Here is a 26,202-nt window from a genome sequence, read left to right on the forward strand (position 1 = left end):
CGGATCGCCGTGCCCTGGTGCCGCGTCGTGCTGCGTGACGGTCCCCACCGCGCTGGACGAAAAAAAAGCGGGCCGCAGCCCGCTCTTCTCGAAACGATCTACACCGTATTAACGCTTGTCGATCGATGCCACGTCGCGCACCGGCGAGCCGACGAACAGCTGGCGTGGACGGCCAATCTTCTGCTCCGGATCGGCGATCATTTCGTTCCACTGGGCGATCCAGCCGATGGTGCGGGCCATCGCGAAGATACCGGTGAACAGCGAGACCGGGATGCCCAGGGCCGACTGCACGATGCCCGAGTAGAAGTCGACGTTCGGGTAGAGCTTGCGCGAGACGAAGTATTCGTCTTCCAGGGCGATGCGTTCCAGTTCCATGGCCAGCTTGAACAGCGGGTCGTCCTGCAGGCCCAGTTCGTTCAGCACTTCGTGGCAGGTTTCGCGCATCAGCTTGGCACGCGGGTCGAAGTTCTTGTAGACGCGGTGACCGAAGCCCATCAGCTTCACGCCCGAGTTCTTGTCCTTGACCTTGGCGATGAAGGCCGGGATGTTCTCGACCGAGCCGATTTCCTTCAGCATCGTCAGTGCCGCTTCGTTGGCGCCGCCGTGGGCAGGGCCCCACAGGCAGGCGATACCGGCAGCGATACAGGCGAACGGATTCGCGCCCGACGAACCGGCCAGGCGGACGGTCGAGGTCGATGCGTTCTGCTCGTGGTCGGCGTGCAGGATCAGGATGCGGTCCAGGGCGCGCACCAGCACGTCGTTGACCTTGTACTCTTCGCACGGGTTGGCGAACATCATGTGCATGAAGTTGGCGCTGTACGACAGGTCGTTGCGTGGGTACATGAACGGCTGGCCGATCGAGTACTTGTAGGCCATCGCGACCAGGGTCGGCAGCTTGGCGATCAGGCGGATCGCCGAGATTTCGCGCTGCTTCGGATCGTTGATGTCGAGCGAGTCGTGGTAGAACGAGGCCAGCGCGCCGACGGTGCCGACCAGGACCGACATCGGGTGCGCGTCGCGGCGGAAGCCACGGAAGAAGAAGTTCATCTGCTCGTGGACCATCGTGTGACGGGTCACGGTGGTTTCGAACTCGGCCTTCTGGGCCGCGTTCGGCAGTTCGCCGTTCAGCAGCAGGTAGCAGGTTTCGAGGAAATCGCAGTTCACTGCCAGCTGCTCGATCGGGTAACCGCGGTACAGCAGCTCGCCCTTGTCGCCGTCGATGTAGGTGATGCTCGAGTTGCACGCGGCAGTCGACATGAAGCCTGGATCGTAGGTGAATTTGCCAGTCTGGCCATACAGCTTGCGGATGTCGATGACGTCCGGGCCGATCGTGCCCTTGTAGATTGGCATGTCGACCGATGGGCTGCCATCCGAGAACGACAGAGTTGCTTTGGTATCAGAAATATTCATGGCACTTCCTTCTTGGGAGTGGATCTACAAAATATAAAACGAAAATGTGTCGCTTCGGCTTTCGGCTTGCCGTTCGGCTCCAGCGCTTATGCTTGCCGCAGGCGCGCCAGCAGCGCGCGCACATGCGGCAGGTCGACGTCGCCTTCGGGCTCGGCGCGTCCCAGCAGCAGGTCCATCAGCGGGTTGTCCGCCAGGTCCAGCAAGCGGGTCAGCGCATCGACCTCGTCGTCGCTCAGTTCCTGTTCATGCGCATCGAGGAAGCGCGTGAGGATCAGGTCGTTTTCGAGCAGGCCCCGGCGCGCGCGCCAGCGCAGGCGGGCACGGTTGGCGGGGTCGGCTTGATGTGCACCTGGATGCGCACCTTGTTGCGCGGTGTTACGTGGTTCCACACTAGAGTCCGTTGTTCGGTCAACACTATACTCCGGCTGCCATCATTCGGCAGTACCGTACTTTTACTGTATTTATGGCAATACTCGGGACGCAATGAGGCGGAGGATATCCGATTTTTGCGACCGAAGACGGACGTCTGGCTGGTGTCCGTGGTCCTTGTTGCTTCGCGGGCGACGGGTTCAGGCGTCGCCGGATTTCATGCCGTGTACCGCGGAGTCATCCAGGCCAGTGGCCTGAATGACGCGTCCGCCATGCTGGCTGCGGACAGCGTGGGCACGGAGTGCCCACCCTACGGTTGACGTGCCGACTTCGGCGCAGACAAGAGAGCATCGAAGTCCTAACCTCAGCAAACGCATTCAGTAACCGAAGGGCGTAGGGTGGGCACTTGTGCCCACGCTGTCTCACGGCCGGCAAATACGGCGCCGGCCGCAAACAGTTAACCTTAAATCGCCCGGCGAACCAGCAATTCCTTGATCTTGCCAATCGCCTTGTTCGGATTCAGGCCCTTCGGGCAGACTTCCGTGCAATTCATGATCGAGTGGCAGCGGAACAGGCGGTACGGGTCTTCCAGGTTGTCCAGGCGCTCGTTGGTGGCTTCGTCGCGCGAGTCGGCGATGAAGCGGTAGGCCTGCAAGAGGCCGGCCGGACCGACGAACTTGTCCGGATTCCACCAGAACGACGGGCACGAGGTCGAGCAGCAGGCGCACAGGATGCACTCGTACAGGCCGTCGAGCTCTTCGCGCTCTTCCGGGGTCTGCAGGCGCTCCTTCTCCGGCTTGATCGAGTCGTTGATCAGGAACGGCTTGATCGAGTGGTACTGCTTGAAGAAGTTGGTCATGTCGACGATCAGGTCGCGCACCACCGGCAGGCCCGGCAGAGGACGCAGCACGATCGGCTGGGTCAGCTCGTTCAGGTTGGTGGTGCAGGCCAGGCCGTTCTTGCCGTTGATGTTCATCGCGTCCGAACCGCAGACGCCTTCGCGGCACGAGCGGCGCAGGGCCAGCGAGTCGTCGACGTCCGACTTGATGCGCTGCAGTGCGTCGAGCAGCATCTTGTCGGTGTCCTGCAGTTCGACGGTGACGTCTTGCATGTAAGGCTTCGTATCCTTGTCCGGATCGTAGCGGTAGATCTTGAGGTGGACTGTGCGTGCCATGTTTTACCTATGGGTTTTTAAAGCCTGGGAGGAGGTTGAAGCCCTCCTCCCGGCAAAAATCTTTAGAAAGTACGTGCCTTCGGCTTGAAGGTCTCGACGGTCAGCGGCTTCTGGTTCACGGCCTTGTACTCGAGGCGGTTGCCTTCCGAGTAGAACAACGTGTGCTTCATCCAGTTGGCGTCGTCGCGCTGTTCGTAGTCGCTGTGCGCGTGGGCGCCGCGCGACTCTTTACGGGCTTGTGCCGACACGATGGTCGCTTTCGCCGTCTCGATCAGGTTGTCCAGTTCCAGGGCTTCGACGCGCGCGGTGTTGAAGACGCGCGACTTGTCCTTGAACGAGACGTGCTTGCGACGCTCATCGAGCACCATGATTTCCTTGACGCCTTGCGTCAGCAGCGCATCGGTACGGAACACGCCGCAGTACTTCTGCATTGTGGCGCGGATGTCGTTGGCGACGCCCTGCACTTTTTCCGAGCCGGTCGAGGTTTCGAGGCGGTTCAGGCGGTCGAGCGCGAAGTCGGCGGCGTCTTTCGGCAGCGCCTTGTTCGAACGTTCCTTCAGCTTCGAGGCGACGACGTGGTTGCCGGCGGCGCGGCCGAACACGACCAGGTCGAGCAGCGAGTTGGTACCCAGGCGGTTGGCGCCGTGCACCGAAACGCAGGCGCATTCGCCAATCGCGTACAGGCCGTTGACCACTTTCTGGCCGCCGGTACCGTCAGGCGTGACCACCTGGCCGTGGATGTTGGTCGGGATGCCGCCCATCTGGTAGTGGATGGTCGGGACGACCGGAATCGCTTCCTTGGTCGCGTCGACGTTGGCGAACTTGTGGCCGATTTCCAGGATCGAAGGCAGGCGCTTCTTGATGGTGTCGGCGCCGATGTGGCGCAGGTCCAGCAGCACGTGGTCCTTGTTCGGACCGCAGCCGCGGCCTTCCTTGATTTCCTGGTCCATCGAACGCGAGACGAAGTCGCGCGGCGCCAGGTCTTTCAGGGTCGGCGCGTAGCGCTCCATGAAGCGTTCGCCGTTCGAGTTGATCAGGATACCGCCCTCGCCGCGGACACCTTCCGTGATCAGCACGCCCGCGCCGGCCACGCCGGTCGGGTGGAACTGCCAGAATTCCATGTCCTGCAGCGGCAGGCCGGCGCGTGCCGCCATGCCCATGCCGTCGCCGGTGTTGATGAAGGCGTTGGTCGATGCGGCGAAGATACGGCCGGCACCGCCGGTGGCGAAGATGGTGGTCTTCGCTTCCAGGATCATGACGTCGCCGGTTTCCATTTCCAGGGCGACCACGCCGATGACGTCGCCCTCAAGGTCGCGCACCAGGTCCAAAGCCATCCACTCGACAAAGAAGTGGGTACGGGCGCGGACGTTACGCTGGTACAGCGTGTGCAGCAGTGCGTGGCCGGTACGGTCGGCCGCGGCGCAGGCGCGCTGGACCGGCTTTTCGCCGAAGTTGGCGGTGTGGCCGCCGAACGGACGCTGGTAGATCGTGCCATCCGGGTTACGGTCGAACGGCATGCCGAAGTGTTCGAGTTCGTACACGACCTTTGGTGCCTCGCGGCACATGAATTCGATTGCATCCTGGTCGCCCAGGTAGTCGCCACCCTTGACGGTGTCGAACATGTGCCAGTACCAGTCGTCTTCGCTCATGTTGCCGAGCGAAGCGCCGATGCCGCCCTGCGCCGCCACGGTGTGCGAACGGGTCGGGAAGACCTTCGACAGCACGGCGACGTTCAGGCCGGCTTCAGCCAGCTGCAGCGATGCGCGCATGCCGGAACCGCCGGCGCCAACGATGACCGCGTCGAAGCGGCGGGAAGGGATTGCAGTTTTGATTGCTGCCACGATTACACGCTCCAGAGAATTTGCACAGTCCAGGCGGCGCAGGCGAGCAGCCAGAGCACCGTAGCAAACTGCAAGACCAGCTTGATGCCGGCCGGTTTGACATAGTCCATCCAGATATCACGAATGCCGACCCACACGTGGTAGTACAGGCCGAGGAAGGTGACGAGGGCGAACAGCTTGAACCACTGGCGCGCGAACAGCGACGCCCAGCCTTCATAGCTGAAATTCTGTGCGCTCAGGAAGGTGCCGAGCAGGACGAGGGTGAAGACCGCCATCAGGATTGCGGTCACGCGCTGGGCCAGCCAGTCGCGCACGCCATAGTGGGCGCCGACGACGAGGCGGCGCGGGCCGATGTTGTTCTTGGTTGCCATTTTTCAGAATACTCCAAACAGTTTCAGGCCGACGATGACGGTCAGCGCCAGGCTGATCACCAGCACCCAGCGGGCGGTGCGCTGTGCGGCGTCCTTGTCCAGGGCCAGGTGGTTGTCCATGAACAGGTGGCGGATACCGGCGACGAAGTGGTGCAGGTAAGCCCACGACAGGCCCAGCAGCAGGATGCGGACGAAGAGGTTGTTGACGATGTCCTTGAAGTGATAGAAAGACGTCTCCGAAAGCAGGCTCTGCTGCAGCAGGTACAACAGGAACGGCAGCATGAGGAACAGCCCGAAACCGCTGATGCGGTGCAGGATCGACACGATCGCCGATGGCGGCTGGCGATAATTCATCGTAATGTCGGTGATGCTGACATTACGGATCGGCTGTCCTCTCTTTTGCTGCTCTCTTATGGCTTCGGACATACAACACCTCCCTTAACTGACAAAATGTGATTAACCCTTAATTTTCGCCGATTTTTTGAGACACACCAAGATCTCGACCCGCAATATCGGCATATCTTGCACGGAACCGGGTTTTGTTCGGTGCTTTCTGGCAAACAACATATTTTAAACGCATAAGCACGATCGTGCAGAAACCCTGTTCGTTCTGCCGTTGTATCGTAGGGTGGGCACTCGTGCCCACGCGGTCGTACTGGTGCAGGCCGCAAAGCGAGCCGGCTTCCACCTCATTCCCGCTGATGCGATCCGCCCGACGTTTCGATATTCGAATGCTGTTTCGCGTGGGCACCAGTGCCCACCCTACGAAACCCGGACGTCACGACAAATCGTTCTGGTAATGATGCTTCGCCGTCAGATACAGCCCGCGCCGCAACTCCACCGCCTTGTCGCCATAGGTGAACGAGACCCGGTCCGCGCACAGCAGCGGCGTCCCTTCCTCCACGCCCAGGTACTGCGCCGCCGCCGCGTCCGCCGCGACTGCACGGATCTTCTCGGTGGCGCGGATCATGCGCGTCCCGAACTCGGATTCGAACAGCCCATACATAGGACCCTTGTACTCGACCAGGCGTTCCGCGGTCAGGCCCTTGAACAGCTGCCCGGGCAGCCAGAGCTCTTCCAGGATCGTGGGCGCGCCGTCGAAGGACTGCAGGCGCTTGATGTAGACGACCGCGTCGCCCGACTTCAGCTCGAGCAGGCGCGCGACCTCGGCCGGCGCACGGATGCGCTTGACTTCGATGAGGCGGTTGTCGGGATGGTGGGGAACGCCCTCGTCGGGCATCAGCTTGAGGAAACGGAAGTGCGCGCGTTCTTCGTGGTGGGTGGCGACAAACGTGCCCTTGCCCTGGCGGCGCACGACCAGGTTCTCGGCCGCGAGTTCGTCGATGGCTTTGCGCACCGTGCCCTGGCTGACCTTGAAGCGCGCGGCCAGCTCCACTTCGCTGGGCATCAGCTCGCCCGGCTTCCACTCGCCCGACTGCAGGCTTTGCGTGATCAACGCCTTGATCTGCTGGTACAGCGGCCGGAACGATGGCGAGGCATTGTTGCCTGTGCCTTCGCTGGACGGGTTGGTTGGCGCGGGATTCATAGACCACGATTTCACCACAAAACGCCCCTGCCCGTCCAGTGTACGCACGGCAACATATCTGTCTTATATAAGACATATGATATCAATTGACAGGGCCGTTGGCCGAGGACTACACTCGCGGTCGACCGGGCATCCGCTCCCCTGTGCGACTCACGCCACAACACGCTGGATACCCCTCTGGACATGGCGGTTTTGGTATCATTGCGGTTTTCTTCGGCCCACGCCGGGGAAACAGGCGTATCCTCGGCTTCGACCGTTTTCATTCCCACTTTTGGAGATTCATCATGGCTAAAACCCCAATGCGTGTTGCCGTTACCGGCGCCGCCGGCCAGATCGGCTACTCGCTGCTGTTCCGCATCGCTAACGGCGACATGCTGGGCAAGGACCAGCCGGTCATCCTGCAGCTGCTCGAAATCGACAACGAAAAAGCACAGAAGGCGCTCAAGGGCGTCATGATGGAAATCGACGATTGCGCATTCCCGCTGCTGGCCGGCATGACCGCCCACTCGGACCCGATGACCGCCTTCAAGGATGTCGACGTCGCCCTGCTGGTTGGCGCACGTCCACGCGGCCCTGGCATGGAACGCAAGGACCTGCTGGAAGCGAACGCACAGATCTTCACCGTGCAGGGCAAGGCGCTCGACGCCGTCGCTTCGCGCAACGTGAAAGTGCTGGTCGTCGGCAACCCTGCCAACACCAACGCCTACATCGCCATGAAATCGGCGCCTAACCTGCCGGCGAAAAACTTCACCGCCATGCTGCGCCTGGACCACAACCGCGCCCTGTCGCAAGTTGCCGCCAAGCTGGGCAAGCCAGTCGGTTCGATCGAGAAGATGGCCGTCTGGGGCAACCACTCGCCAACGATGTACGCGGACTACCGTTTCGCGACGGTGGATGGCCAGTCGGTCAAGGAGCTTATTGCTGATGACGTCTGGAACCGCGACACCTTCCTGCCGACCGTCGGCAAGCGCGGCGCCGCCATCATCGAGGCACGCGGTGCATCGTCGGCTGCATCGGCCGCCAACGCCGCCATCGACCACGTGCGCGACTGGGTGCTGGGCACCAACGGCAAGTGGACCACGATGGGCATTCCGTCGGACGGTTCGTACGGCATCCCTGAAGGCGTGATGTTCGGCTTCCCGGTTACGACCGAGAACGGCGAGTACACCATCGTCCAGGGCCTGGAAATCGATGAATTCTCGCAAGAGCGCATCAACCTGACGCTGAAAGAGCTGACGGAAGAGCGTGAAGGCGTGGCGCACCTGCTGGCTTAAGCTGCAGATCAGAACCCGAAGGCGCGCATGACCGGCAAAGCCGGGCGCGCGCACCTTCCCTGTGCCGCCGCGTCCCGGCGGCACGGTCGTTTCCAAAGTTCACTTCAACTTCACGCGTTTCGGTAGAAACACCCATGCATCCTTCCGAGGTTTTATTCCAGGGCAAACGCCAGCCGCTCCTGCTTCCCGCCTGCGACCACTACGCCGGCTCGGAGAAGCTGATGCGCAAGTCGATGGCCCTGCAACAAGAGCTTGGTCCCGTCTTCGACATCACCTTCGACTGCGAGGACGGTGCCGCCGCCGGCAACGAAGAGGCGCACGCGCAACTGGTCGCCAGCCTCGTCGATTCAAGCGACAACCGCTTCAACCGCATCGGCGTGCGCCTGCACGACATCGACAGCCCCCATTTCGTGCAGGACGTCGTCACCATCGTTGGCGCAGCGCCGCGCCGCCTGGCCTATGTCGTGCTGCCGAAACCGAACGGCGTCGAGGACGTGCGCCGTGCGCTCGAGATCATCAACCGCGTCGCCATGCCCAACGGGCGCCTGGTGCTGCCGGTGCATGTGCTGATCGAAACCCACGGCGCCCTGCGCGAGGCCTGGCAGATCGCCGCCCTGCCCCAGGTCGAATGCCTGTCCTTCGGCATCATGGATTTCGTCTCCTCCCACTTCGGCGCAATTCCCGCGAGCGCGATGCGCACGCCAGGACAATTCACGCATCCGTTGGTTGCACGCGCCAAGCTGGAGATGGTTGCGGCATGTCATGCGCACGGCAAGGTGGCCTCGCATAATGTGACGACCGATATCAAGGATAGTGCGATTGTGGCAAACGATGCACAGCGCGCTGCCGCCGAATTCGGTTTCACGCGCATGTGGAGCATCCACCCGGACCAGGTCAAGCCGATCATCAAGGCGTTTACGCCACGTTTGTCGGAAGTGAACGAGGCCGCCACCATCCTGCACGAGGCCATGGCGGCGAACTGGGGACCGATCGCCCAGCATGGGCGCTTGCACGACCGCGCCAGCTACCGATATTATTGGACCGTTTTGCAGCGCGCGAAGCTGGCCGGCCTGGCGCTGCCTGAATCCGCGGCGGCAATCGTCAACCAAACGGACTCTCACTGATGGCCATCTCCACCCCAAAACTGCTCTCCGCCGGCGCATTCGTGCTCGCGGCCCTCGGCCTGTGCGCCGCCACCGCATCGGCTGCTCCCGAAAAGAACCATCCGCGCGCCGAAGACGTGCTGAAGGCGAAGGCGAAAAAGCCGGCCTCCTCTTCCGCTGCGAAATCGAAGAAGGCGAAAGCCGCCGCGCCGGCCGCGGCCGCTGCCTTTGTCGACGAACCGGAGCCGGACATCACCGACACCAAGGTGACCGAATACGCTTGCGAGCTCAACAACAAGGTCACGATCTATACCAACGACACCGACGACGCGCACATCGCGCTGCGCTGGAAGAAACGCCTGCACCGCCTGACCCGCGTCGGCACCACCACCGGTGCGCTGCGTTTCGAAAATCCGAATTACGGTCTCATCTGGATCGGCATCCCCTCGAAGGGCATCCTGCTCGACTCGAAGCTGAACCGCCAGCTGGCCAACGAATGCAAGAACGCCGAGCAAAGCAAGCCGATCGTGGCTGCCACGCCGGAAACGAAGAAATCCTAACGCCTACGTTAGCACCCGTAGAGCGTGTGAAAAAAGCCTTCAGGGCAAGGCGCATCGTCGAGACAGTACGTTAGTACGGCGAGACGATGCAACGCAGCCATGGAGGATTTTTTCACACGCTCGAAGCAATAACAAGAGACCCTACTGAAGGAGAGCTTATGTCTCGCAACACCCTGAACACGCTGAAGGACTTCCCGCTTGCTGGCGGTCAGTCCGGCCAGTTCTATTCGCTGCCGGCGCTGGGCGAAAGCCTGGGCGTGAACCTGTCGCGCCTGCCGGTGTCGATCCGTATCGTCCTCGAATCCGTGCTGCGTAACTGCGACGGCAAGAAGGTCACCGAAGAACACGTGCGCCAGCTGGCCACCTGGGGCGCGACCGCCGAGCGCACCGACGAGATTCCTTTCGTCGTTGCCCGCGTCGTGCTGCAGGATTTCACCGGCGTGCCGCTGCTGGCCGACCTGGCCGCGATGCGCAACGTCGCCGCCAAGACCGGTGCCGACCCGAAGAAGATCGAGCCGCTGGTGCCGGTCGACCTGGTCGTCGACCACTCGGTCACCATCGACCACTTCCGCGAGCCGAACGCCCTGGACCTGAACATGAAACTGGAATTCCAGCGCAACAACGAGCGCTACCAGTTCATGAAATGGGGCATGCAGGCCTTCGACACCTTCGGCGTCGTGCCACCGGGCTTCGGCATCGTCCACCAGGTCAACCTGGAATACCTGGCGCGCGGCGTCATGAAGCAGGGCGACACCTACTACCCTGACACCCTGGTCGGCACCGACTCGCACACCACCATGATCAACGGCGTCGGCGTCGTCGGCTGGGGCGTGGGCGGCATCGAAGCGGAAGCCGGCATGCTGGGCCAGCCAGTGTACTTCCTGACCCCGGACGTCATCGGCGTGAACCTCACCGGCAAGCTGCGCGAAGGCTGCACCGCGACCGACCTGGTGCTGACCATCACGGAAATGCTGCGCAAAGAGAAAGTCGTCGGCAAGTTCGTCGAGTTCTTCGGCGCGGGCACCCGTTCGCTGTCGACCACCGACCGCGCGACGATCGCCAACATGGCACCGGAATACGGCGCGACCATGGGCTTCTTCCCTGTGGACGAAGCCACCGTCGACTACTTCCGCGGCACCGGCCGTACCGAAGAAGAACTGGCTGCCTTCGAGAATTACTACAAGGCGCAGGGCATGTTCGGCATCCCGCAAGCCGGCGAGATCGACTACACCCGCGTGCTGGAACTGGACCTGTCGACCGTCACCCCGTCGCTGGCCGGCCCGAAGCGTCCGCAAGACCGTATCGAACTGGGCAACGTCAAGAACAACTTCACCGAGCTGTTCAGCAAGCCGACCACCCAGAACGGCTTCAACAAGGCGCCTGAAGACCTGTCGAAAGTCTACGAGACGACCAACGGCGTGCGCGTGAAGAACGGCGACGTCCTGATCGCGGCGATCACCTCGTGCACCAACACCTCGAACCCGAGCGTGCTGCTGGCGGCAGGCCTGCTGGCCAAGAAAGCCGTCGAACGCGGCCTGACCGTCGCCCCGCACATCAAGTCCTCGCTGGCCCCTGGCTCGCGCGTGGTCACCGAGTACCTGACCGCTGCAGGCCTGCTGCCTTACCTGGAAAAGCTGGGCTTCGGCGTGACCGCCTACGGCTGCACCACCTGCATCGGCAATGCCGGCGACCTGACCCCGGAACTGAACGCCGCGATCGTCCAGAACGACATCGTCGCCTCGGCCGTCCTGTCGGGCAACCGTAACTTCGAAGCACGCATCCACCCGAACATCCGTTCGAACTTCCTGGCCTCGCCTCCGCTGGTCGTCGCCTACGCGATCGCCGGCAACATGACGCGCGACCTGATGACGGAACCGGTCGGCAAGGACACCAACGGTGTCGACGTCTACCTGGGCGACATCTGGCCGACCTCGCAGGAAGTGGGCGAACTGATGCGCTTCGCGATGAACTCGGAAGTGTTCAAGAAGAACTACGCGGACGTCAAGGGCAACCCGGGCGAACTGTGGGAGCGCGTCTCCACCACCGAAGGCCAGGTGTACAACTGGCCCGAGTCGACCTACATCGCCGAGCCGCCGTTCTTCGCCGACTTCGAGATGACCCCGAAAGCGGCCGCCACCGGCATCCAGGGCGCGCGCGCACTGGGCGTGTTCGGCGATTCGATCACCACCGACCACATCTCCCCGGCCGGTTCGATCAAGGAAGACGGTCCTGCAGGCAAGTGGCTGAAGGATCACGGCGTGCTGAAAGCCGACTTCAACTCCTACGGCTCGCGCCGCGGCAACCACGAGATCATGATGCGCGGCACCTTCGCCAACGTGCGTATCAAGAACAAGATGATCCCGGCCAAGCCTGACGGTTCGGCAGTCGAAGGCGGCATCACGATCCACCAGCCGACCGGCGAACAGATGTCGATCTACGACGCGGCGATGAAGTACGTGGCGGAAGGCACCCCGACCATGATCTTCGGCGGCGAAGAGTACGGCACCGGCTCCTCGCGCGACTGGGCAGCCAAGGGCACCCAGCTGCTGGGCGTGAAGGCCGTCATCACCCGTTCGTTCGAGCGTATCCACCGTTCGAACCTGGTGGGCATGGGCGTGCTGCCGCTGCAGTTCATCGGCAACGACAGCGTCGAGACCCTGGGCATCACCGGCAAGGAGACCTACGACCTGAAGGGCCTGGAAGGCGAGATCAAGCCGCAACAACTGGCGACCCTGGTGATCCACCGCGAAAACGGCCAGACGCAGGAAGTCCAGGTACTGCTGCGTATCGACACCCCGATCGAAGTCGACTACTACAAGCATGGCGGCATCCTGCCGTTCGTGCTGCGCCAGCTGCTGGCTGCGTAATCGATGGTCCGTCCGCCGCGCACGCGGCGGATGCAAAAAAAGCCGGATGCCGCACACGCGGATCCGGCTTTTTTTTCACCTGCCACCTTGCTACTTCGGTGCGAGCAAGTGGTTCTGGATATCGACCAATGCCTTGTCCGCTTCGACACAGGTCTTCGGCGCCGTGGACAAGCGCATGAATTTCTCGCGCGTATGCTTGTCGTTCGTACGCGCCAGCCGGGCCAGCAGCCTGGAGAGGATATCCGGGTTCACCTTCTCCTTCTTGAGATAGAGGCACGCGGCGTTCGGCTTGACCGATTCCGGATCGAATCCTCCGGTGCCGAGCATGGAGGCGTACAGCACCTTTCCCAAAGGCGCTGCGGCGTCGAACCGTTCGAGTTCCGTAATATTCCCGCTCGGAACTTCGAGAACCTCGATCTGCCGGAACAATTCGCGTTCGGCGGCACGGCTTTGCAGTGCCAGCGTCACCTCCTCCACGCCGGAAATCAGCCCCTGCTGGGATTTACGTTGGGACAGCTCAGCCACGAAACGCTCGTACGTGAACGCATCCTGGATCCGTCCCGCATCGGCACCGGCATTCTTGACCAGCGAGATCACGACGTAATTCAGTTTTGGGGGCAGCTCGTCGATGATCGTCTTGTCCTGTTCCTTGGGTATCCGCTCATACAGTTCGGCAGTATGCGGCCTGTAGCAGAGGGTATCCCAGGGAATGGCCCTGGCACGGTCGGATTGCCTGATGAAGACGATGTCGCCGGTGCGCAAGGGGGAAGTCGGTTCGTTGTTGGCGCCGGTGCGGTCGTCGAGGACAAAGGTGATCTGCCCAAACAAATCGTCCTTGCTGCGCGCGCCCTGCAGCGCCGACTGGAACAGGGAAGTCAGCGGTTCCTGCAGGTAGCCGGGAACACCGGACGATGCCCGCGTGCCGAGCTCGGCAATGCTCTTGAGCAGGGTATCGGCGAGTTTGTCGCCCTTTTCCTGGTCGAACTCGAGCAGGGACAGTTTCACGCCCAGGCCGCCCCCGCTGTAGAGCACGGGCCCGTAGATGTTCGTGTTGACATCGGGGAGGCGGCGCTGGTTGAGCTGGTGATCGTCGCTGAAGAAAACGCGGCGGCCGGGAATACCAGCGCCGTCGGCCACCGTTACTTTTTGTTTCACCTCGATAATAACCGAGGGGAGTCCAGGAGTTAGCTTTTTTGCATGAACAGTCGACAGGGTCCTGTCGGGCAGCTCTTGAAGGACGGGGAACCCGTTACGGCGGCGCCGATTCCGCGGCAGGGCGATGCCGCTCGAAATGCAGCCGGTCGTGCCAGGCGCCGCCGTGCTCGAAACTGCGGCGCGAATGTCCGTACTGGACGAAACCGTTGCGGGTGAGTACACGTATCGAGGCAGCGTTGTCGATCCGGGCATCGGCCTCGATGCGCATCAGGCCGAGCTCGCCGAAAGCGCGCTCCAGCATCTGGCGCACGGCCACGCTCGCATAGCCCTTGCCGCAGGCAGACTCGGCAATACGGTAGCCCAGCGTCGCCGATTGAAAATGCGCGCGGCGCACGCCGCTCAGGTTGAACCGTCCGACGATCTCCCCGCCCTCTTCCTTCAGCAGGTATTGGTAGCCACGGTCGGCGCGTGCATCGGCGAGGGCCTGCGCCACCGCCGCCTCTACACCGCCAGGCGCGTAGAAGGCCGGCGGACGCGCATTGATGCTCGCTTCGAAGAAAGCGCGGTTGCGGGTTTCGAATATGCCCAGGGCGGCGGCGTCAGCCAGGGCGAGCGGCACGAGGGAGGGCGGCAAGAGAGGCGGGGTCATCTGGCAGGACGGAACGGGACAGCCTTATCCTCGCACGATTCAAGGTGTCAACACAACAATTCTGGAGTGTATCGCCTAATCCACGACTCCCTATGCCGGGTAACTATTGCTTGCCAATGCATAACGAATGGATATGATGAGTTGTCGGTACAAGTGACACATCGGCAATCCGACACCGTGACATTCATTCAGGGGATAACAACAATGACGAAACAGAAGCATCAGCGCACGCTGTTGGCAACCGCCATCATCGCCGCATTCGCGTCGGCACCGGTGGCCGCGCAGCAGACGCAGGACACCCAGAACGCAGAGCAGCCGGCCCAGGTGGTCGTGCTCGGTTCCCGCACTCAGCCCAAGAGCGCGCTCGACACGACGGTACCGGTCGGCCTGGTCAACCTGAAGGACATGCAGTCCACCGGGATGCAGGAGCTGGGCAAGGTGCTGCAAGACCTCGACCCCTCGTTCAACTTCAGCAGCACCTTCATCAGCGACGGCACCGACATCATCCGTCCGGCCACGCTGCGCGGCCTCGGTCCGGACCAGCTGCTGGTGCTCGTCAACGGCAAGCGCCGCCACCAGCAGGCGCTCGTCAACGTGCAGCAGACCATCGGCCGCGGCTCGGCCGGTACCGACATCAACGCCATTCCCCTGTCGGCGATCCAGAGCATCGAGGTGCTGCGCGACGGCGCCGCTGCCCAGTACGGCTCCGACGCGATTGCCGGTGTCATCAACATCATCCTGAAGAAAGGCGCGAACCTCGGCCAGGTCAGCGCCAACGTCGGCACGACCAGCGAAGGCGACGGCGACACCTATTCGACCAGCGTGCACAAGGGCTTCGCGCTCGGCAGCGATGGTTCGCTCAACCTGACGGCCGAATGGCGCAAGCGCAACGAGACCAACCGCGCCGGCCCGGACAGCGCGCGCGTGGATCCGCCGCGCGTCACCCAGCGTATCGGCGACAGCAACGCAACCGACAAATACCTGTGGGCGAATGCCGCGCTGCCGCTGTCGGACAAGGGCGAGTTCTACGTCTTCGGCGGTGCCTCCAAGCGCAAGGGCGATGCCGCCGGCTTCTTCCGTTCGGCCGGCGACGCGCGCAACGTGCCCGAGGTGTACCCGAACGGCTACCTGCCGAACATTGTCACCACCGTCAAGGACGCCTCGCTGGCCGTCGGCTACCGCCACGAACTGGGCAAGGACTGGAGCGCCGACCTGAGCGTGAACCACGGCCGCAGCCAGCTGGGCTTCCACGAGCGCAATTCGATCAACGTCAGCTACTGGTACGAGAACAACGTCCATGAGTCGCCGCGCGAAGCCGACACGGGCACCCTGAAATTCAACCAGACCACCGTCAACCTCGACTTCAAGGGTCCGGTCGACCTGTGGGGCGGCCCGCTGTTCGTGGCCACCGGCTTCGAGTGGCGCCGCGACGCCTACCAGATCGTGGCGGGTGACCCGGTCTCCTACCAGTATGGCCGTACCAATAATCCGGCCATCGTGATCCGCGACGCCACCGGTGGCATCGCCGCCTCCGGTATCCAGGGCTTCCCGGGCTACACGCCATCGACCGAAGTCGACGATGGCCGTCATAACATCGCCCTCTACCTCGACCTGGAACGCAAGTTCGGCGACAAGTTCACGGTCGGCGCCGCCGCGCGCCACGAGCGCTATTCCGACTTCGGCGCCACCACTACCTTCAAGCTGAGCTCCCGCTTCGACCCGTCGCCGATGGTCGGTATCCGCGGCAGCCTGTCGACGGGCTTCCGCGCACCAGGCGTGCAGCAGAAGTTCTACAGCTCGGTGTCGACCAACCTGAACGGCGCCGGCGTGCTGACCGAAACCCTGACCGCGCGCGAGAACAGCGCCGTGACCCAGGCCTTCGGCATCGCCCCGCTGAAGGAAGAAACCTCCGCCAACGCCAGCATCGGCCTGGTGCTGCGCCCGACGAAGAACCTCAACGTCACGGCCGACCTGTACCGCACCGACATCGACGACCGCATCGTCTTCTCGAGCAATATCGCACCGGAAGCCCAGTCCGCCTGCTTGACCCCGGCCGGTTGCCCGATCCGCGGCATTCTCGATCCGCTGCGCGTCGGCCAGGCCCAGTTCTTCACCAACGCGATCGACACCGAGACCGACGGCTTCGACCTGGCGGTCCAGCACACCACGCGCGGCCAGGGCACGACCCTGGTGCTGTCCGGCCAGCTCGGCTTCAACCGCACGAAAGTGAAGGACCGCAAATCGCAGTCGCCGGTCTTGAGCGGCGAGCAGCTCTTCGACGACACCCAGGTGACGCTGATCGAACGCGGCCAGCCACGCCAGCACCACGTGCTGGCAGCCGACTACACGACCGGCCCATGGAACGTGACGGCACGCGCCAATTACTACGGCAAGGTGCAGGGCCAGGGCTTCACCCCGGGCTTCGTCCAGACCTGGGAAGCGAAGTGGATCGTCGACCTGACCTCGCGCTATTCGTTCAGCAAGGCACTGAGCGTGTCGGCCGGCGTCAATAATCTGTTCGACACCTACCCGACCCGCTGGGATACCGAGCGGGCAGCGCCCTTCCCGCAGCTGGGCTTCACCCACTGTTGGGAAACCTGCCCGTTCGGCGTGAACGGCCGCTCGTTCTACGCGCGGGTGGATTACTCGTTCTAAGTAACGGGGGTGGAGATCCGCCTGGTAGGTAGGCGGGTTTCCCGCCTACGCGTTCAAGCGGAAGATGAGAAGACGCGACATTTCATACGGCGCTTGAACTAAGCGCCTAGGGTGGAGGTCCGCCAGGTAGGGTAGGCGGGTTTCCCGCCTACGCGTTCAAGCGGAAGATGAAAAGACCCGACATTTCATACGACGCTTGAACGCATAGGCGGCGCGCACGGCACGTCTGCTCCCCTGTATGGGTGTAGCCGCCTACCCTACGGGAACTACGCGTTCAAGCGCCCGATGAAAAGCCGCGTTTTCTCATGCATGATTTGAACGCGCAGGCGGGAGACCCGCCTACCCTACACCTCCGCCCACATCGCGTAGGGTAGGCGGCTATGCCGCCTACGCGTTCAAGCGCCCGATGAAAAGCCGCGTTTTCTCATGCATGATTTGAACGCGCAGGCGGGAGACCCGCCTACCCTACACCTCCGCCCACATCGCGTAGGGTAGGCGGCTATGCCGCCTACGCGTTCAAGCGCCCGATGAAAAGCCGCGTTTTCTCATGCATGAATGGAACGCGCAGGCGGGAGACCCGCCTACCCTACACCTCCGCCCACATCCTCAGCAGGTTATGGTAGTGCCCGGTCAAGCCGACCGTCGCCTCGGATTCGCCGTGCGCGGCGCGCAGGGCCTGGATGTGGGTATCGAGCTCGTACAGCATCGCCCGCTTGCCATCGTCGCGCACCATGCTCTGGGTCCACAGGAAGGAGGCGACACGCTCGCCGCGCGTCACCGGCAGCACCTGGTGCACGCTGCCGGCCGGGTAGACGATGGCGTCGCCCGCAGGCAATTTCACTTCGTGGGTACCGTAGGCATCCACCACGACCAGCTCGCCTCCTTCGTATTCGTCCGGCTCGCTCAGGAACACGGTCGTCGAGACGTCGGCGCGTAGCGGCGGCAGGCCGGCGCGCTGGGCGCGGATGGCGCCGTCCACGTGCAGCCCGTAATGCTCGCCACCGCCATAGCTGTTGAAGTACGGCGCCAGGATGCGCAGCGGCAGCACGCTGGAAAAGAACAGCGGGTGGGCCATCAGCGCGGCGCTGACGATCTGTCCCAGCTCGAGCGCCAGCGGCGACCCCCTCGGCCAGCTGGCGGTTGCGCTTGACCTGGGCACCCTGCGGCCCGACGCTGGCGCGGCCGTCGACCCAGTCCGTCTCGGCAAGGCGCCGCCGCGCTGCGGCCACTTGTTCCGGATTCAGGACGCCAGGGATGTGCAGCATCATGGTGTGTTTCCCTCCAAACGTGACACGACCCTCCCCGCTTCAAGCAGGGAGGGCCGCTGTAACTTTGATTGCGCTTAGAACTTCAGGTTTGCCGTCAGGCTCGCCGAACGGCCCGGGCCCACGCCCGCATAGTGCGGCGAGGACACGCGGTCGAAATACAGCTTGTCGGTCAGGTTCTGGACGTTCAGCTGGAAGGACACGCTCTTGTTCAGGTTATAGCTGGCCATGGCGTCGAAGCGGGTGTAGCCGGGCGCATGCTTCGTGTTGTTGACGTTGGCGTAGACCTTGTCCACATAGTTCATGCCGATGCCGAAGCTGAAGTCCTTGTTCACGGCATACGAGCTCCACAGCGAGGCGCTGTGCTTCGGTGTGCTCGGGAACACGTTGCCGCTGTAGGGCGAGGCCACGTATACCGGCGCGGCCGTGGTGCCGACGTTCAGGTAGCCGTTGTCGACCAGGACCGCGTCCAGCCAGGTGTAGCCGCCAAAGACTTGCCAGGCATTGGTCAGCTTGCCGGAGAAGCCCAGTTCCACGCCCTTCAGTTCCTTCTTGCCGACATTCTGGGTGGTGCCGTCGGGTGCGGTGACGCGGGCGTTGTTCATCTTGCTCTGGAACAGGGCAGCGTTGAGCGACAGGCGTCCACGCAGCACTTCCCACTTCGTGCCCAGCTCCCAGTTCTTGCTCTCCTGCGGCTGCAGGTTCTGCACGGCGACGCTGAGCGCGTCCAGGCCGTCGCCGCCATCGTTGCCCGGCGGCGTGGCCGAAGTTGCATACGACACGTAGATGCTGCCGTTGCTGGAAGGCTTGAACACCAGGCCGGCCTGGTAGGTGTCGAAGCTGGTATCGACCCGGGCGTGCGTGGCGGCTGCCGTGGCGGTGGCGTTGACGTCGAGCGCCGTCTTGAAATCGTCCCAGCGCGCGCCCAGGTTCAGCAGCCACTGCGGATTGAATTCAATGGTGTCGAAGCCGTACACGGCGCGGGTATCGGTCTTTACCTTGGTGAGTGCCGGCGATACGCTGCGGGTGTAGACCCACGGATCGTAAGGGTTCGGGTTGTGCAGCGGGGCGCAGTTGTAGAGCGTGTTCGCACCCGAGGTCGGGCAGGTGAAGGTGCCGGTCAGCGGGTTGTTGGTGCCCGGCGTAAACAGGTAGGAGCTGCGCTCGACTTCTTCGCGGCTGAACTCGACGCCGATGTTGTAGCTGTGCTTGATGCCGGCGGTAGTCAGCTTGCCGGACAGGGCCGTCGTATTGGCTGCCGTTTCCGTCTCGGTGACGCGGGTGTTGGCGCGGCGCCAGACCGTGCCGTACAGGACCGTGTTGCCTTTCGAATCGTCCGGTTGGGTCCAGACGAAATCGTTTTTCGTCTTGCCGTAGCGGGTGACGTTGCGCAAGACCAGGTTCGGGCTGAACTCATGACGCAGGTCGACCGTGCCGATGTCGCTGCGGGTGTCGCGGAAGTCGCGGTTCGCCAGGCCGTAGAAGGTCTCGCGGTCGACGTTCAGGGGCGTGCCGTTGCCGTTCAAGGGAAGGTTCGGGCCGCTGGCGAAAGGGTTGTTGAACGGGATGCCGGTGTCCGGGATCTCGCTCGATTCCATGTGGTAGTAGCTGAGGGTCGCTTTCGTCGGTCCGTTCAGGCCGAAGCTGACGGTGGGCGCGATGCCCCAGCGTTCGCCGCCGACGACGTCGCGTCCCGCCACGTCGTTCTCGTGCGTCATCAGGTTCAGGCGGAAGGCGGCGTTGTCGCCCAGCGAGCGGTTGATGTCGGTGGTGATGCGGCGGTACTGGTCGGTGCCCAGGCCGACGGTCGCGTTGCTGAAGTTTTCCAGCTTGGCCGACTTGCTCACCAGGTTGATGCCGCCGCCGGCCGAGGAACGGCCGCCGTAGGCCGAGTTCGGCCCCTTCACCACTTCCACCTGCTCGAGGTTGAAGATCTCGCGCGACTGCGAGCCGGCGTCGCGGATGCCGTCGACATAGGTGTCGGTCTGGGCGTTGTAGCCGCGGATGAAGACGTTGTCGCCGACCGGATTGCCGCCTTCGCCCGCGCCGATGGTGATGCCCGGCACCGTGCGCAGGGCGTCGGTAAGCGTCACCGCGGCCGTTTGCGAAATCACTTCCTGGCCGATGACGGTGACCGACTTGGGCGTATCGAGCAGCGGCGCCGTGAATTTATCCGAACTCGACATGACCGGCGCCTGGACGTCGCGGCGGTTCGCACCCGACACTTCGACGACGGGGATCGTCGGATCAATGTCCTTGGCGCCGTCGGCATGCGCCAGCGGCGCGGCCAGCGAGGCCAGCACCGCGAGCGCCGAACCGCCCAGGCAAGGCGCCGCGAGGCGGACGTGCTTGCGGCTGCGGATGAAGGAGTTGGCGCGCGGGACTGCTGGGCTTGCTGTCTTGGTCATGGTGTCGGTCGGAAGGGTTTGCCTGTCCGGTAGCGCTTGTACAAGCGCACGCCCGGAGAAGAAATGAGAACGATTCGCATTATGATTTCTATTGGCGGATTTGGCAAGTATTGTTCAGCCGACGTGCCGGGCTACCACGCTTCTGCTGCCTGCGCGAACGCCCGGCGCCGCTCCTTGCGCCCTCCCCTTGCCCTTCCCGCGTGTTCATGGCATGTAGCCGAATCAACTACAATACCGGGGATATAGGTTTATCATTGACCCCTTGGACTTACGATCCTCACCTTTACAAAGAGACTCTTTCAGCGCCATGCGTCGTCCCTCCAAAGATTCATCCAACAAACTTTCCGCAGAAAGCCAGCGCCTTTCCAGCATTGCCCAGGCCATCGTGCAGTCTGCCAGCCGCGTTGAAGAACGGACCTGGGAGCGCCACCTGGACACGCAGCTGCAAAAACTGCTCAAGACCAATCACCAGGAAAGCATCGACGCCGCACTCAACGCCCTGTTCAAGGACGACCTGGCCGCCTACGACGTGCTGATGGACGGCGTCGAGGCCGTCAGCGAATCGTCGACCATGGTCGAGCAGCAGGACGGCGCCGACGTCGCCTGGCAAGCCCTGCTGGTGGCCGCGCCCATCCTCGCCTGGACCCGTTTCTCCATCGGCTCGGGCACGATCCCCGCGGACTTGCTCACCACCCTGTCGGCGCATTTCTCGGCTCACCTGCTGGCCGAAGGCGTGCAGATGTCGATGGCGCCGACGCTGTACGCGATCGACCAGCTGCCGCGCAGCCATGCCGAGACCTATGCGCTGACCCACAAGCTGGCCCAGGCTGCGCACAAGGGCGGCGGCGTCAAGCCGGCGGTGCGCACGCCGGAAACGGCGCCCTTCCTGGCCGATACCCGCTACCTGCTGGTCGCCGTCGTCGCGCCCGCGGGCGCACCGCTGTTCCGCTGGCAGGAGCCTCAGCACCATATGCACGTCGAAACCGAGCGCGCCAATGCACTGGCCGCCTGGCGCGAGCAGGCCACCAGCAACGTGGCACGCCTGCTGCCGGGCTGCGGCGTCGAACTGCTGCTGCCGGAAGCGTATTACGTGGCCTGCCGCGAAGCGGACAAGGCCATCCGTCCGGTGTCGATCCGCGCCGCCGTGCACTACCTGACCAACACGCTCGACCTGGAAGCGTCGGACCTGCGCGCCGTGATCGCCGGTTTCGGCGAAGAGCCGGCCGACGGCCAGATCGACGAGTACCGCGTCGGCTTCACGCTGCGCCAGAGTTCCGAGGTGGTGTATGGCATCGTCTGGCCCTTGTATGGCCAGGAAGACGAGGAAGGCACGCCGGCCGACGGGCTTGAAGCCGGCCTGCTGCCAGCACCCTTGAGCCCGATCGACGAGATTGTCGCCCTGCTGAACGAGGCCGGTGTCACCCACATCAAACGCATCAACGAGCGCTACGTTGCCGAGTATTGCGACGACTGCGGCGCGCCCCTGTTCGCCGATCCGGTCGGCGACCTGGTGCATGCGGAAATGCCGGAAGACACCCCGGCCGGTACCGAGCACTTCCATTGATCGGCGGGCGGTGCCTTGCCGGGCGCCGTGGAGTCCTGCGCGCGTGAGTACCAGCTTTCTCGGGTTCGCCCCCGGTCCTGCTACTTGCAATCGCAGTGCTTTACAGTCACTTTTCAGGCAACGACAAGGCAGCCTTCCTCGTGTTGTTCGTGCTCGCACTCGATGCCGTTTGGGTGCTGATATTGCTGGCCAGGGCGCTGGGCGGGCGGGCGCCCGGTGCGCTGCGCCATCTGAGGCTCGCGATCCTCCCTGTCCTGTATGGCATGGTTGTTCTGACGCTGGCGCGCCTCGGCCTGGTGGACCAGGCCTTGTTCCTCGGTTTTCGGTGACCTGTCGCGTCGGGAGACACCATGTCTCGACCGGCTGGGCAACGCGGCCAGCATAGGGCCTGTCGCGGCCGGCCGGGCATTGTCCCGTCCAAGAAATTCCCACGAGCAATCATCGCAGTGCATAATCGGCAGGTTTTCAATACCGACCTTGCCCATGATGAAGTCCTGTTTCCTTGCCGCGCTCACCGCCGCAGCCTTCTGCTGCAGCCCGCTCATGGCCGCCGAAGGCACGCCCTTCCAGATCGATCAGTCGCAGCAACGCCTGTCAAACGAGGCCATGGCTTCGCTGCAGGAACAGTTGAAGGTGATCGAATCCGTCGGGCTGCCGCCACAGGTGCTGGCGGCGATGAAACGCACGGTGGTCGTGGTCGATCCGGACCTGCGCGACGGGCAACTTGGCGCCTTTGCCGTCCGCCGCGGCGTCGGCGCCGTGCGCGTTCGTCCGATGGTGTTCGAAGCGGACCGGCCGGTCCTGCTGCATGAATTCCTGCACGCCTACCACGTCAACGTCCTGGGCCGCGACCGGCCGGAGATCAGGCAGGCTTATACCCAGGTGATGGCGTCGAACGTCTTCCCGCCCCTTTTCCGCTCGGCGCACTTCCTCGAGAACGAGAAGGAATTCTTCGCCGTCACGGCCGTCATCTACCTGTTCGGCGATATCCGCCAGCCGCCTTTCCGCTGCGCGGCCCTGGCCAGGCTCGATGCGGCCTACCTGGCCTTCCTGGGCGCCCAGTTTGGACCCGGCGTGTGTGGCATGGGGCGTGCGCAGGTGCCTGGTAGCGCCGATGCCGGCGATCCGGGCGCAGGCGCGCTCAGCGAATAGCCGCGATCACCCGCCTGGTGAACTCGGCGGCATTGCCGCCATGCCAGCGCCAGACCACCACCAGGTCGTGGTCGGGCGAGACGACGATCGTGTTGCTGCCGGCACCGAGTGCCGCGAAGGCGTTGGCCGGCAGGCCCGGCAAGGTCTTGCCCCCGGTGTTGAGCCACCACAGGTAGCCATAGTCCGGACCATGCGCGCTCGGCGTCAAGGCTTCCTTCACATAGCTTGACGGCAGCACGGTACGGCCGTTCCATTGACCGCCGCGCAGCCACAGGTAGCCGAAACGCGCCATGTCCCAGGAATCGATCCACATGCCGCCACCCCAGCGCGTGCCGCCACTGACCGATGGCACCTGCTTGCCGTGCAGGTCCACATAGCTGTTGTGGTAAGGCACCCACTTCCAGCTGTTCGAGGCGCCGATCACGTCCATCACCTGTTCCTGGAACACTTCCGGCAAGGGCTTGTCGAACACGCGCAGCAGCGACAGGGCGAAACGGTTGATGCGCACGTCGTTGTACTCGTAGTGGCTGCCCGGCGCCCCGAGCGTGCGCGGCTTGCGTTCGCCCGCACCGAACGCCGCTTTGCCGACGAAATCGGCATCCTTGCCCCACATGCTGCCTTCCCACTCGCTTTCCTGTTGCAGGTGCTGCTTCCAGGTGACGGAGGCATTGTGGGCGGACGCGTAGCCGCCGTCCTGCACGCGCGCGGCCACCGGTTCGTCGAGCTTGCCGATGCGTCCGTCGCGCTGGGCAACGCCCGCCAGCGTCGAGAGCATGCTCTTGGCCACCGAATAGGTCGGGTCGACGAAGCTGGTATCGCCGAACTCGGCCACCACATAGCCCTTGTAGATCACCAGGCCATTCGTGCGGGCGCGCCGCGTCGGCATGGAACCGAGACGGGTGCCAAAGGTCGCTTCCTGGTCGGAAAAATCAAGCGCGCGTTCGGTTTCGTGCGCCTGCGCGTAGGCGACGGCCGCGGTCAGGGCGGCCGGATCCATGCCGAGCGCGGCGGGCTGCTTGCGTGCCCAGTCCCCGGCCGGCGGGAAGTAGCCCGGCCTGGCGACGGCACGCTTGATGACGCCGGCGGGCGCGGCAGCGGCAGTACCCACAGCGAGGACCAGGGCAAGGCTGGAGACGAGCGCGGTGCGCCTTGAAACGAGGGTCATGCGTGGTCCTTCCAGGTGGAATACGGCTGGCGTATCAGGTTCGAATTGAAGTAGCGGGCGTCGCTTGTCACTTCGCGGCCGACCCAGTCGGGCTGCTCGAAGGCCTCGTTCTCCGAAGCGAGTTCGATCTCGGCCACCACCAAGCCCGCGTTCACGCCAAGAAACTCGTCGACTTCCCAGGTATGGGCACCAACGCGGAGGCGGCGGCGGTATTTTTCGACCAGAGGCTGCTGGCACAGGCCATCGAGCAGTTCAGCCGCTTCCGGCACGGGAATCGGATATTCCCACTCGCCCCGCGTTGCGCCCCGGCTCTTGCCCTTGATCGTGAGGAAAGCCCGCTCGCCGTCGATGCGCACGCGCACCACGCGTTCGGGATCGGCGCTGAGGTAGCCCTGGCGCAGCAGCACGGGCTCGGCCAGGTCGCGCCAGGCTTCGCCCCGCACCAGGAACTTGCGTTCGATCTCGACGCCCATTTACTGGTCCAGCGATTGCAGGATCGGCTGCAGCATGGCCGCACCCAGCGCCGCGCTGCGCGCACCGTTCCAGCCCGTGTAGGGATTGGGCAAATCGGCGTTGTCCTTGAACGGCATTTCCAGCGTCAGCGACAGGCACTTGAAGGTGTGGCCGATGTATTTCGATGCCAGGGTCAGCAGTTCTTCGTTGTACTTGCTGGCAGCATAACCATGGACGTTCTGGAAGTCGGGACTGGCCGCCATGTACTGCGCGACAAAGGCTTTCTGGCGCGCCTCGCGTTCCGGCGTGAAATCGGCCAGCATCTCGTTGCCGGCCACGAAGTTGTAGGGCAGCGCCTCGTCGCCATGGATGTCGAAGAACATGTCGACCCCTAGCTCGTGGATCTTGTTCTTCACGCACAGCACTTCCGGGCTGCGCTCCGGCGTCGGGTTCATCCACTCACGGTTCAGGTTGGCACCGGCGGCATTCGTGCGCAGGTTGCCGCGCACGGAGCCGTCCGGATTCATGTTCGGCACGATGTAGAAGACGGCGCGTTGCAGGAGCTTGTTGGCGATCGGATTGGCGTCGTCGAGCAGCGCATCCATCATGCCTTCGACGAACCATTCGGCCATCGTTTCGCCCGGGTGCTGGCGCGCGATGACCCAGATCTTCTTCTCCGCCTGCGGGTTGCCGATCACGACCAGGTTCATGTCGCGGCCGTCGAGCGTGGTGCCGATGTCATGCACGCGCGCGATCGGATTTTCGGCCACTTCGCCCAGCAGGCGCAGGTGGCGCTCCCAGGTGTAGGGCTCGAAATAGGCGTAATAGATGCTGTCGAGTTCAGGCGTGTGCCTGACCGTCATGACCTGGCCGTCAAAGCTGGTCGGTACCCGGAACCAGTTCTCGGTGTCGTAGCTGGCCGCGACCTGGTAGCCTTCGAAACCCTTGGGATAGGTGGCCTGGCCGGCATTCAGAAAACGGATCGTGCATGCCTGGCCACGCGCGCCCTGCAGGCGGAAGTGAAACCACTGGTGGATATCGGCGTTGTTGTCGCGGCGCAGGTTCAGATCGATCTGCTGCGCGCTCTGTGCGGACACGACCTCGATGGCACCCGAGTCGAAATGCTGGCTGATTTTGATAGGCATGCTGATCCTCTTGTTGGCCTGGTCACAAAGAAGAGAATCATAACGGATTTGCCGTGCCCGACGAAACTGCACGGCA

The 26,202-nt window shown here is 63.4% G+C and carries 21 protein-coding genes and 1 pseudogene; 8 read left to right on the top strand and 14 right to left on the bottom strand.

Going from position 1 to position 26,202, the window contains the following annotated elements; genetic code table 11:
• Positions 1-108 precede the first annotated feature (108 nt).
• The 7 genes from gltA to G4G28_RS17545 all read right to left on the bottom strand — a co-directional run bounded on the left by gltA (position 109) and on the right by G4G28_RS17545 (position 6,711).
• A complete protein-coding gene (gene gltA / locus G4G28_RS17510) occupies positions 109-1,410 on the bottom strand; it encodes a citrate synthase (protein WP_182989248.1) in 1,302 nt (433 codons plus the stop codon).
• 86 nt (positions 1,411-1,496) lie between these two features.
• Positions 1,497-1,799, bottom strand: coding sequence for a succinate dehydrogenase assembly factor 2 (locus tag G4G28_RS17515; RefSeq protein ID WP_182989249.1), 303 nt, complete (start codon positions 1,797-1,799; stop codon positions 1,497-1,499).
• Between the two features lie 443 nt (positions 1,800-2,242).
• Positions 2,243-2,953, bottom strand: coding sequence for a succinate dehydrogenase iron-sulfur subunit (locus tag G4G28_RS17520; RefSeq protein ID WP_182989250.1), 711 nt, complete (start codon positions 2,951-2,953; stop codon positions 2,243-2,245).
• Positions 2,954-3,015: 62 nt separating this feature from the next.
• Positions 3,016-4,794: a succinate dehydrogenase flavoprotein subunit gene (gene sdhA / locus G4G28_RS17525; protein WP_182989251.1), complete on the bottom strand. Its 1,779-nt coding sequence runs from the start codon at positions 4,792-4,794 to the stop codon at positions 3,016-3,018.
• Between the two features lie 2 nt (positions 4,795-4,796).
• Complete coding sequence (gene sdhD / locus G4G28_RS17530; RefSeq protein WP_182989252.1) at positions 4,797-5,165, bottom strand: succinate dehydrogenase, hydrophobic membrane anchor protein; 369 nt, start codon at positions 5,163-5,165, stop codon at positions 4,797-4,799.
• A gap of 3 nt (positions 5,166-5,168) precedes the next feature.
• A complete protein-coding gene (gene sdhC / locus G4G28_RS17535) occupies positions 5,169-5,591 on the bottom strand; it encodes a succinate dehydrogenase, cytochrome b556 subunit (RefSeq protein ID WP_182989253.1) in 423 nt (140 codons plus the stop codon).
• Positions 5,592-5,943: 352 nt separating this feature from the next.
• The gene (locus G4G28_RS17545; protein WP_182989254.1) at positions 5,944-6,711 is read right to left on the bottom strand and encodes a GntR family transcriptional regulator; all 768 of its coding nucleotides are present in this window, start codon (positions 6,709-6,711) and stop codon (positions 5,944-5,946) included.
• A gap of 284 nt (positions 6,712-6,995) precedes the next feature.
• Between G4G28_RS17545 and G4G28_RS17550 the strand changes: the two genes are divergently transcribed.
• The 4 genes from G4G28_RS17550 (at position 6,996) to acnA (ending at position 12,515) form a co-directional block, all read left to right on the top strand.
• On the top strand, positions 6,996-7,985 hold the full coding sequence (locus tag G4G28_RS17550; protein ID WP_182989255.1) for a malate dehydrogenase: 990 nt from the start codon (positions 6,996-6,998) through the stop codon (positions 7,983-7,985).
• Positions 7,986-8,119: 134 nt separating this feature from the next.
• Complete coding sequence (locus G4G28_RS17555; protein ID WP_182989256.1) at positions 8,120-9,109, top strand: CoA ester lyase; 990 nt, start codon at positions 8,120-8,122, stop codon at positions 9,107-9,109.
• Complete coding sequence (locus tag G4G28_RS17560; RefSeq protein WP_182989257.1) at positions 9,109-9,648, top strand: hypothetical protein; 540 nt, start codon at positions 9,109-9,111, stop codon at positions 9,646-9,648. The genes G4G28_RS17555 and G4G28_RS17560 overlap by 1 nt, the downstream gene beginning before the upstream one ends.
• Positions 9,649-9,806: 158 nt before the next feature.
• The gene (gene acnA, locus G4G28_RS17565; protein WP_182989258.1) at positions 9,807-12,515 is read left to right on the top strand and encodes an aconitate hydratase AcnA; all 2,709 of its coding nucleotides are present in this window, start codon (positions 9,807-9,809) and stop codon (positions 12,513-12,515) included.
• A gap of 90 nt (positions 12,516-12,605) precedes the next feature.
• On the opposite strand, the gene G4G28_RS17570 is transcribed toward acnA, so the two are convergent.
• Positions 12,606-13,652 (bottom strand): hypothetical protein, encoded by a 1,047-nt coding sequence (locus G4G28_RS17570; protein ID WP_182989259.1) that lies wholly within the window; start codon positions 13,650-13,652, stop codon positions 12,606-12,608.
• Between the two features lie 112 nt (positions 13,653-13,764).
• Complete coding sequence (locus tag G4G28_RS17575; RefSeq protein ID WP_182989260.1) at positions 13,765-14,319, bottom strand: GNAT family N-acetyltransferase; 555 nt, start codon at positions 14,317-14,319, stop codon at positions 13,765-13,767.
• Between the two features lie 204 nt (positions 14,320-14,523).
• Between G4G28_RS17575 and G4G28_RS17580 the strand changes: the two genes are divergently transcribed.
• Entirely contained in the window at positions 14,524-16,974 is a 2,451-nt protein-coding gene (locus tag G4G28_RS17580; protein ID WP_182989261.1) for a TonB-dependent siderophore receptor, read from the top strand.
• 586 nt (positions 16,975-17,560) lie between these two features.
• Here the strand turns inward: G4G28_RS17580 and G4G28_RS17585 are convergent.
• Both G4G28_RS17585 and G4G28_RS17590 read right to left on the bottom strand, forming a co-directional pair.
• Positions 17,561-18,242, bottom strand: a pseudogene (locus G4G28_RS17585) (Fe2+-dependent dioxygenase).
• A 74-nt stretch (positions 18,243-18,316) separates the two neighbouring features.
• Positions 18,317-20,647, bottom strand: a complete 2,331-nt coding sequence (locus G4G28_RS17590) for a TonB-dependent siderophore receptor (protein WP_182989262.1) — start codon at positions 20,645-20,647, stop codon at positions 18,317-18,319.
• Positions 20,648-20,954: 307 nt separating this feature from the next.
• Here G4G28_RS17590 and G4G28_RS17595 point away from each other — a divergent pair, with 307 nt between their 5' ends.
• From G4G28_RS17595 to G4G28_RS17605, 3 genes are all read left to right on the top strand, one after another.
• Positions 20,955-22,211 carry a DUF2863 family protein gene (locus tag G4G28_RS17595; RefSeq protein ID WP_182989263.1) on the top strand — a complete coding sequence of 419 codons (1,257 nt, stop codon included), beginning with the start codon at positions 20,955-20,957 and terminating at the stop codon, positions 22,209-22,211.
• A gap of 95 nt (positions 22,212-22,306) precedes the next feature.
• Positions 22,307-22,540, top strand: coding sequence for a hypothetical protein (locus tag G4G28_RS17600; protein WP_182989264.1), 234 nt, complete (start codon positions 22,307-22,309; stop codon positions 22,538-22,540).
• Between the two features lie 157 nt (positions 22,541-22,697).
• Complete coding sequence (locus tag G4G28_RS17605) at positions 22,698-23,363, top strand: hypothetical protein (RefSeq protein ID WP_183107648.1); 666 nt, start codon at positions 22,698-22,700, stop codon at positions 23,361-23,363.
• Here the strand turns inward: G4G28_RS17605 and G4G28_RS17610 are convergent.
• From G4G28_RS17610 to G4G28_RS17620, 3 genes are read right to left on the bottom strand one after another with little or no spacing between them, the layout of a single operon-like run.
• Positions 23,353-24,528 carry a serine hydrolase gene (locus tag G4G28_RS17610; protein WP_183107649.1) on the bottom strand — a complete coding sequence of 392 codons (1,176 nt, stop codon included), beginning with the start codon at positions 24,526-24,528 and terminating at the stop codon, positions 23,353-23,355. The two genes, G4G28_RS17605 and G4G28_RS17610, sit on opposite strands and share 11 nt — an antisense overlap.
• Positions 24,525-25,001, bottom strand: coding sequence for a CYTH domain-containing protein (locus G4G28_RS17615; protein WP_182989266.1), 477 nt, complete (start codon positions 24,999-25,001; stop codon positions 24,525-24,527). The genes G4G28_RS17610 and G4G28_RS17615 overlap by 4 nt, the downstream gene beginning before the upstream one ends.
• A complete protein-coding gene (locus G4G28_RS17620; protein WP_182989267.1) occupies positions 25,002-26,126 on the bottom strand; it encodes a carboxypeptidase family protein in 1,125 nt (374 codons plus the stop codon). It lies immediately after the preceding gene.
• Positions 26,127-26,202: the final 76 nt, after the last annotated feature.

Origin of the sequence: Massilia sp. Dwa41.01b (genome assembly GCF_014171775.1) — a bacterium.
Taxonomy (GTDB): Bacteria; Pseudomonadota; Gammaproteobacteria; order Burkholderiales; family Burkholderiaceae_D; genus Telluria.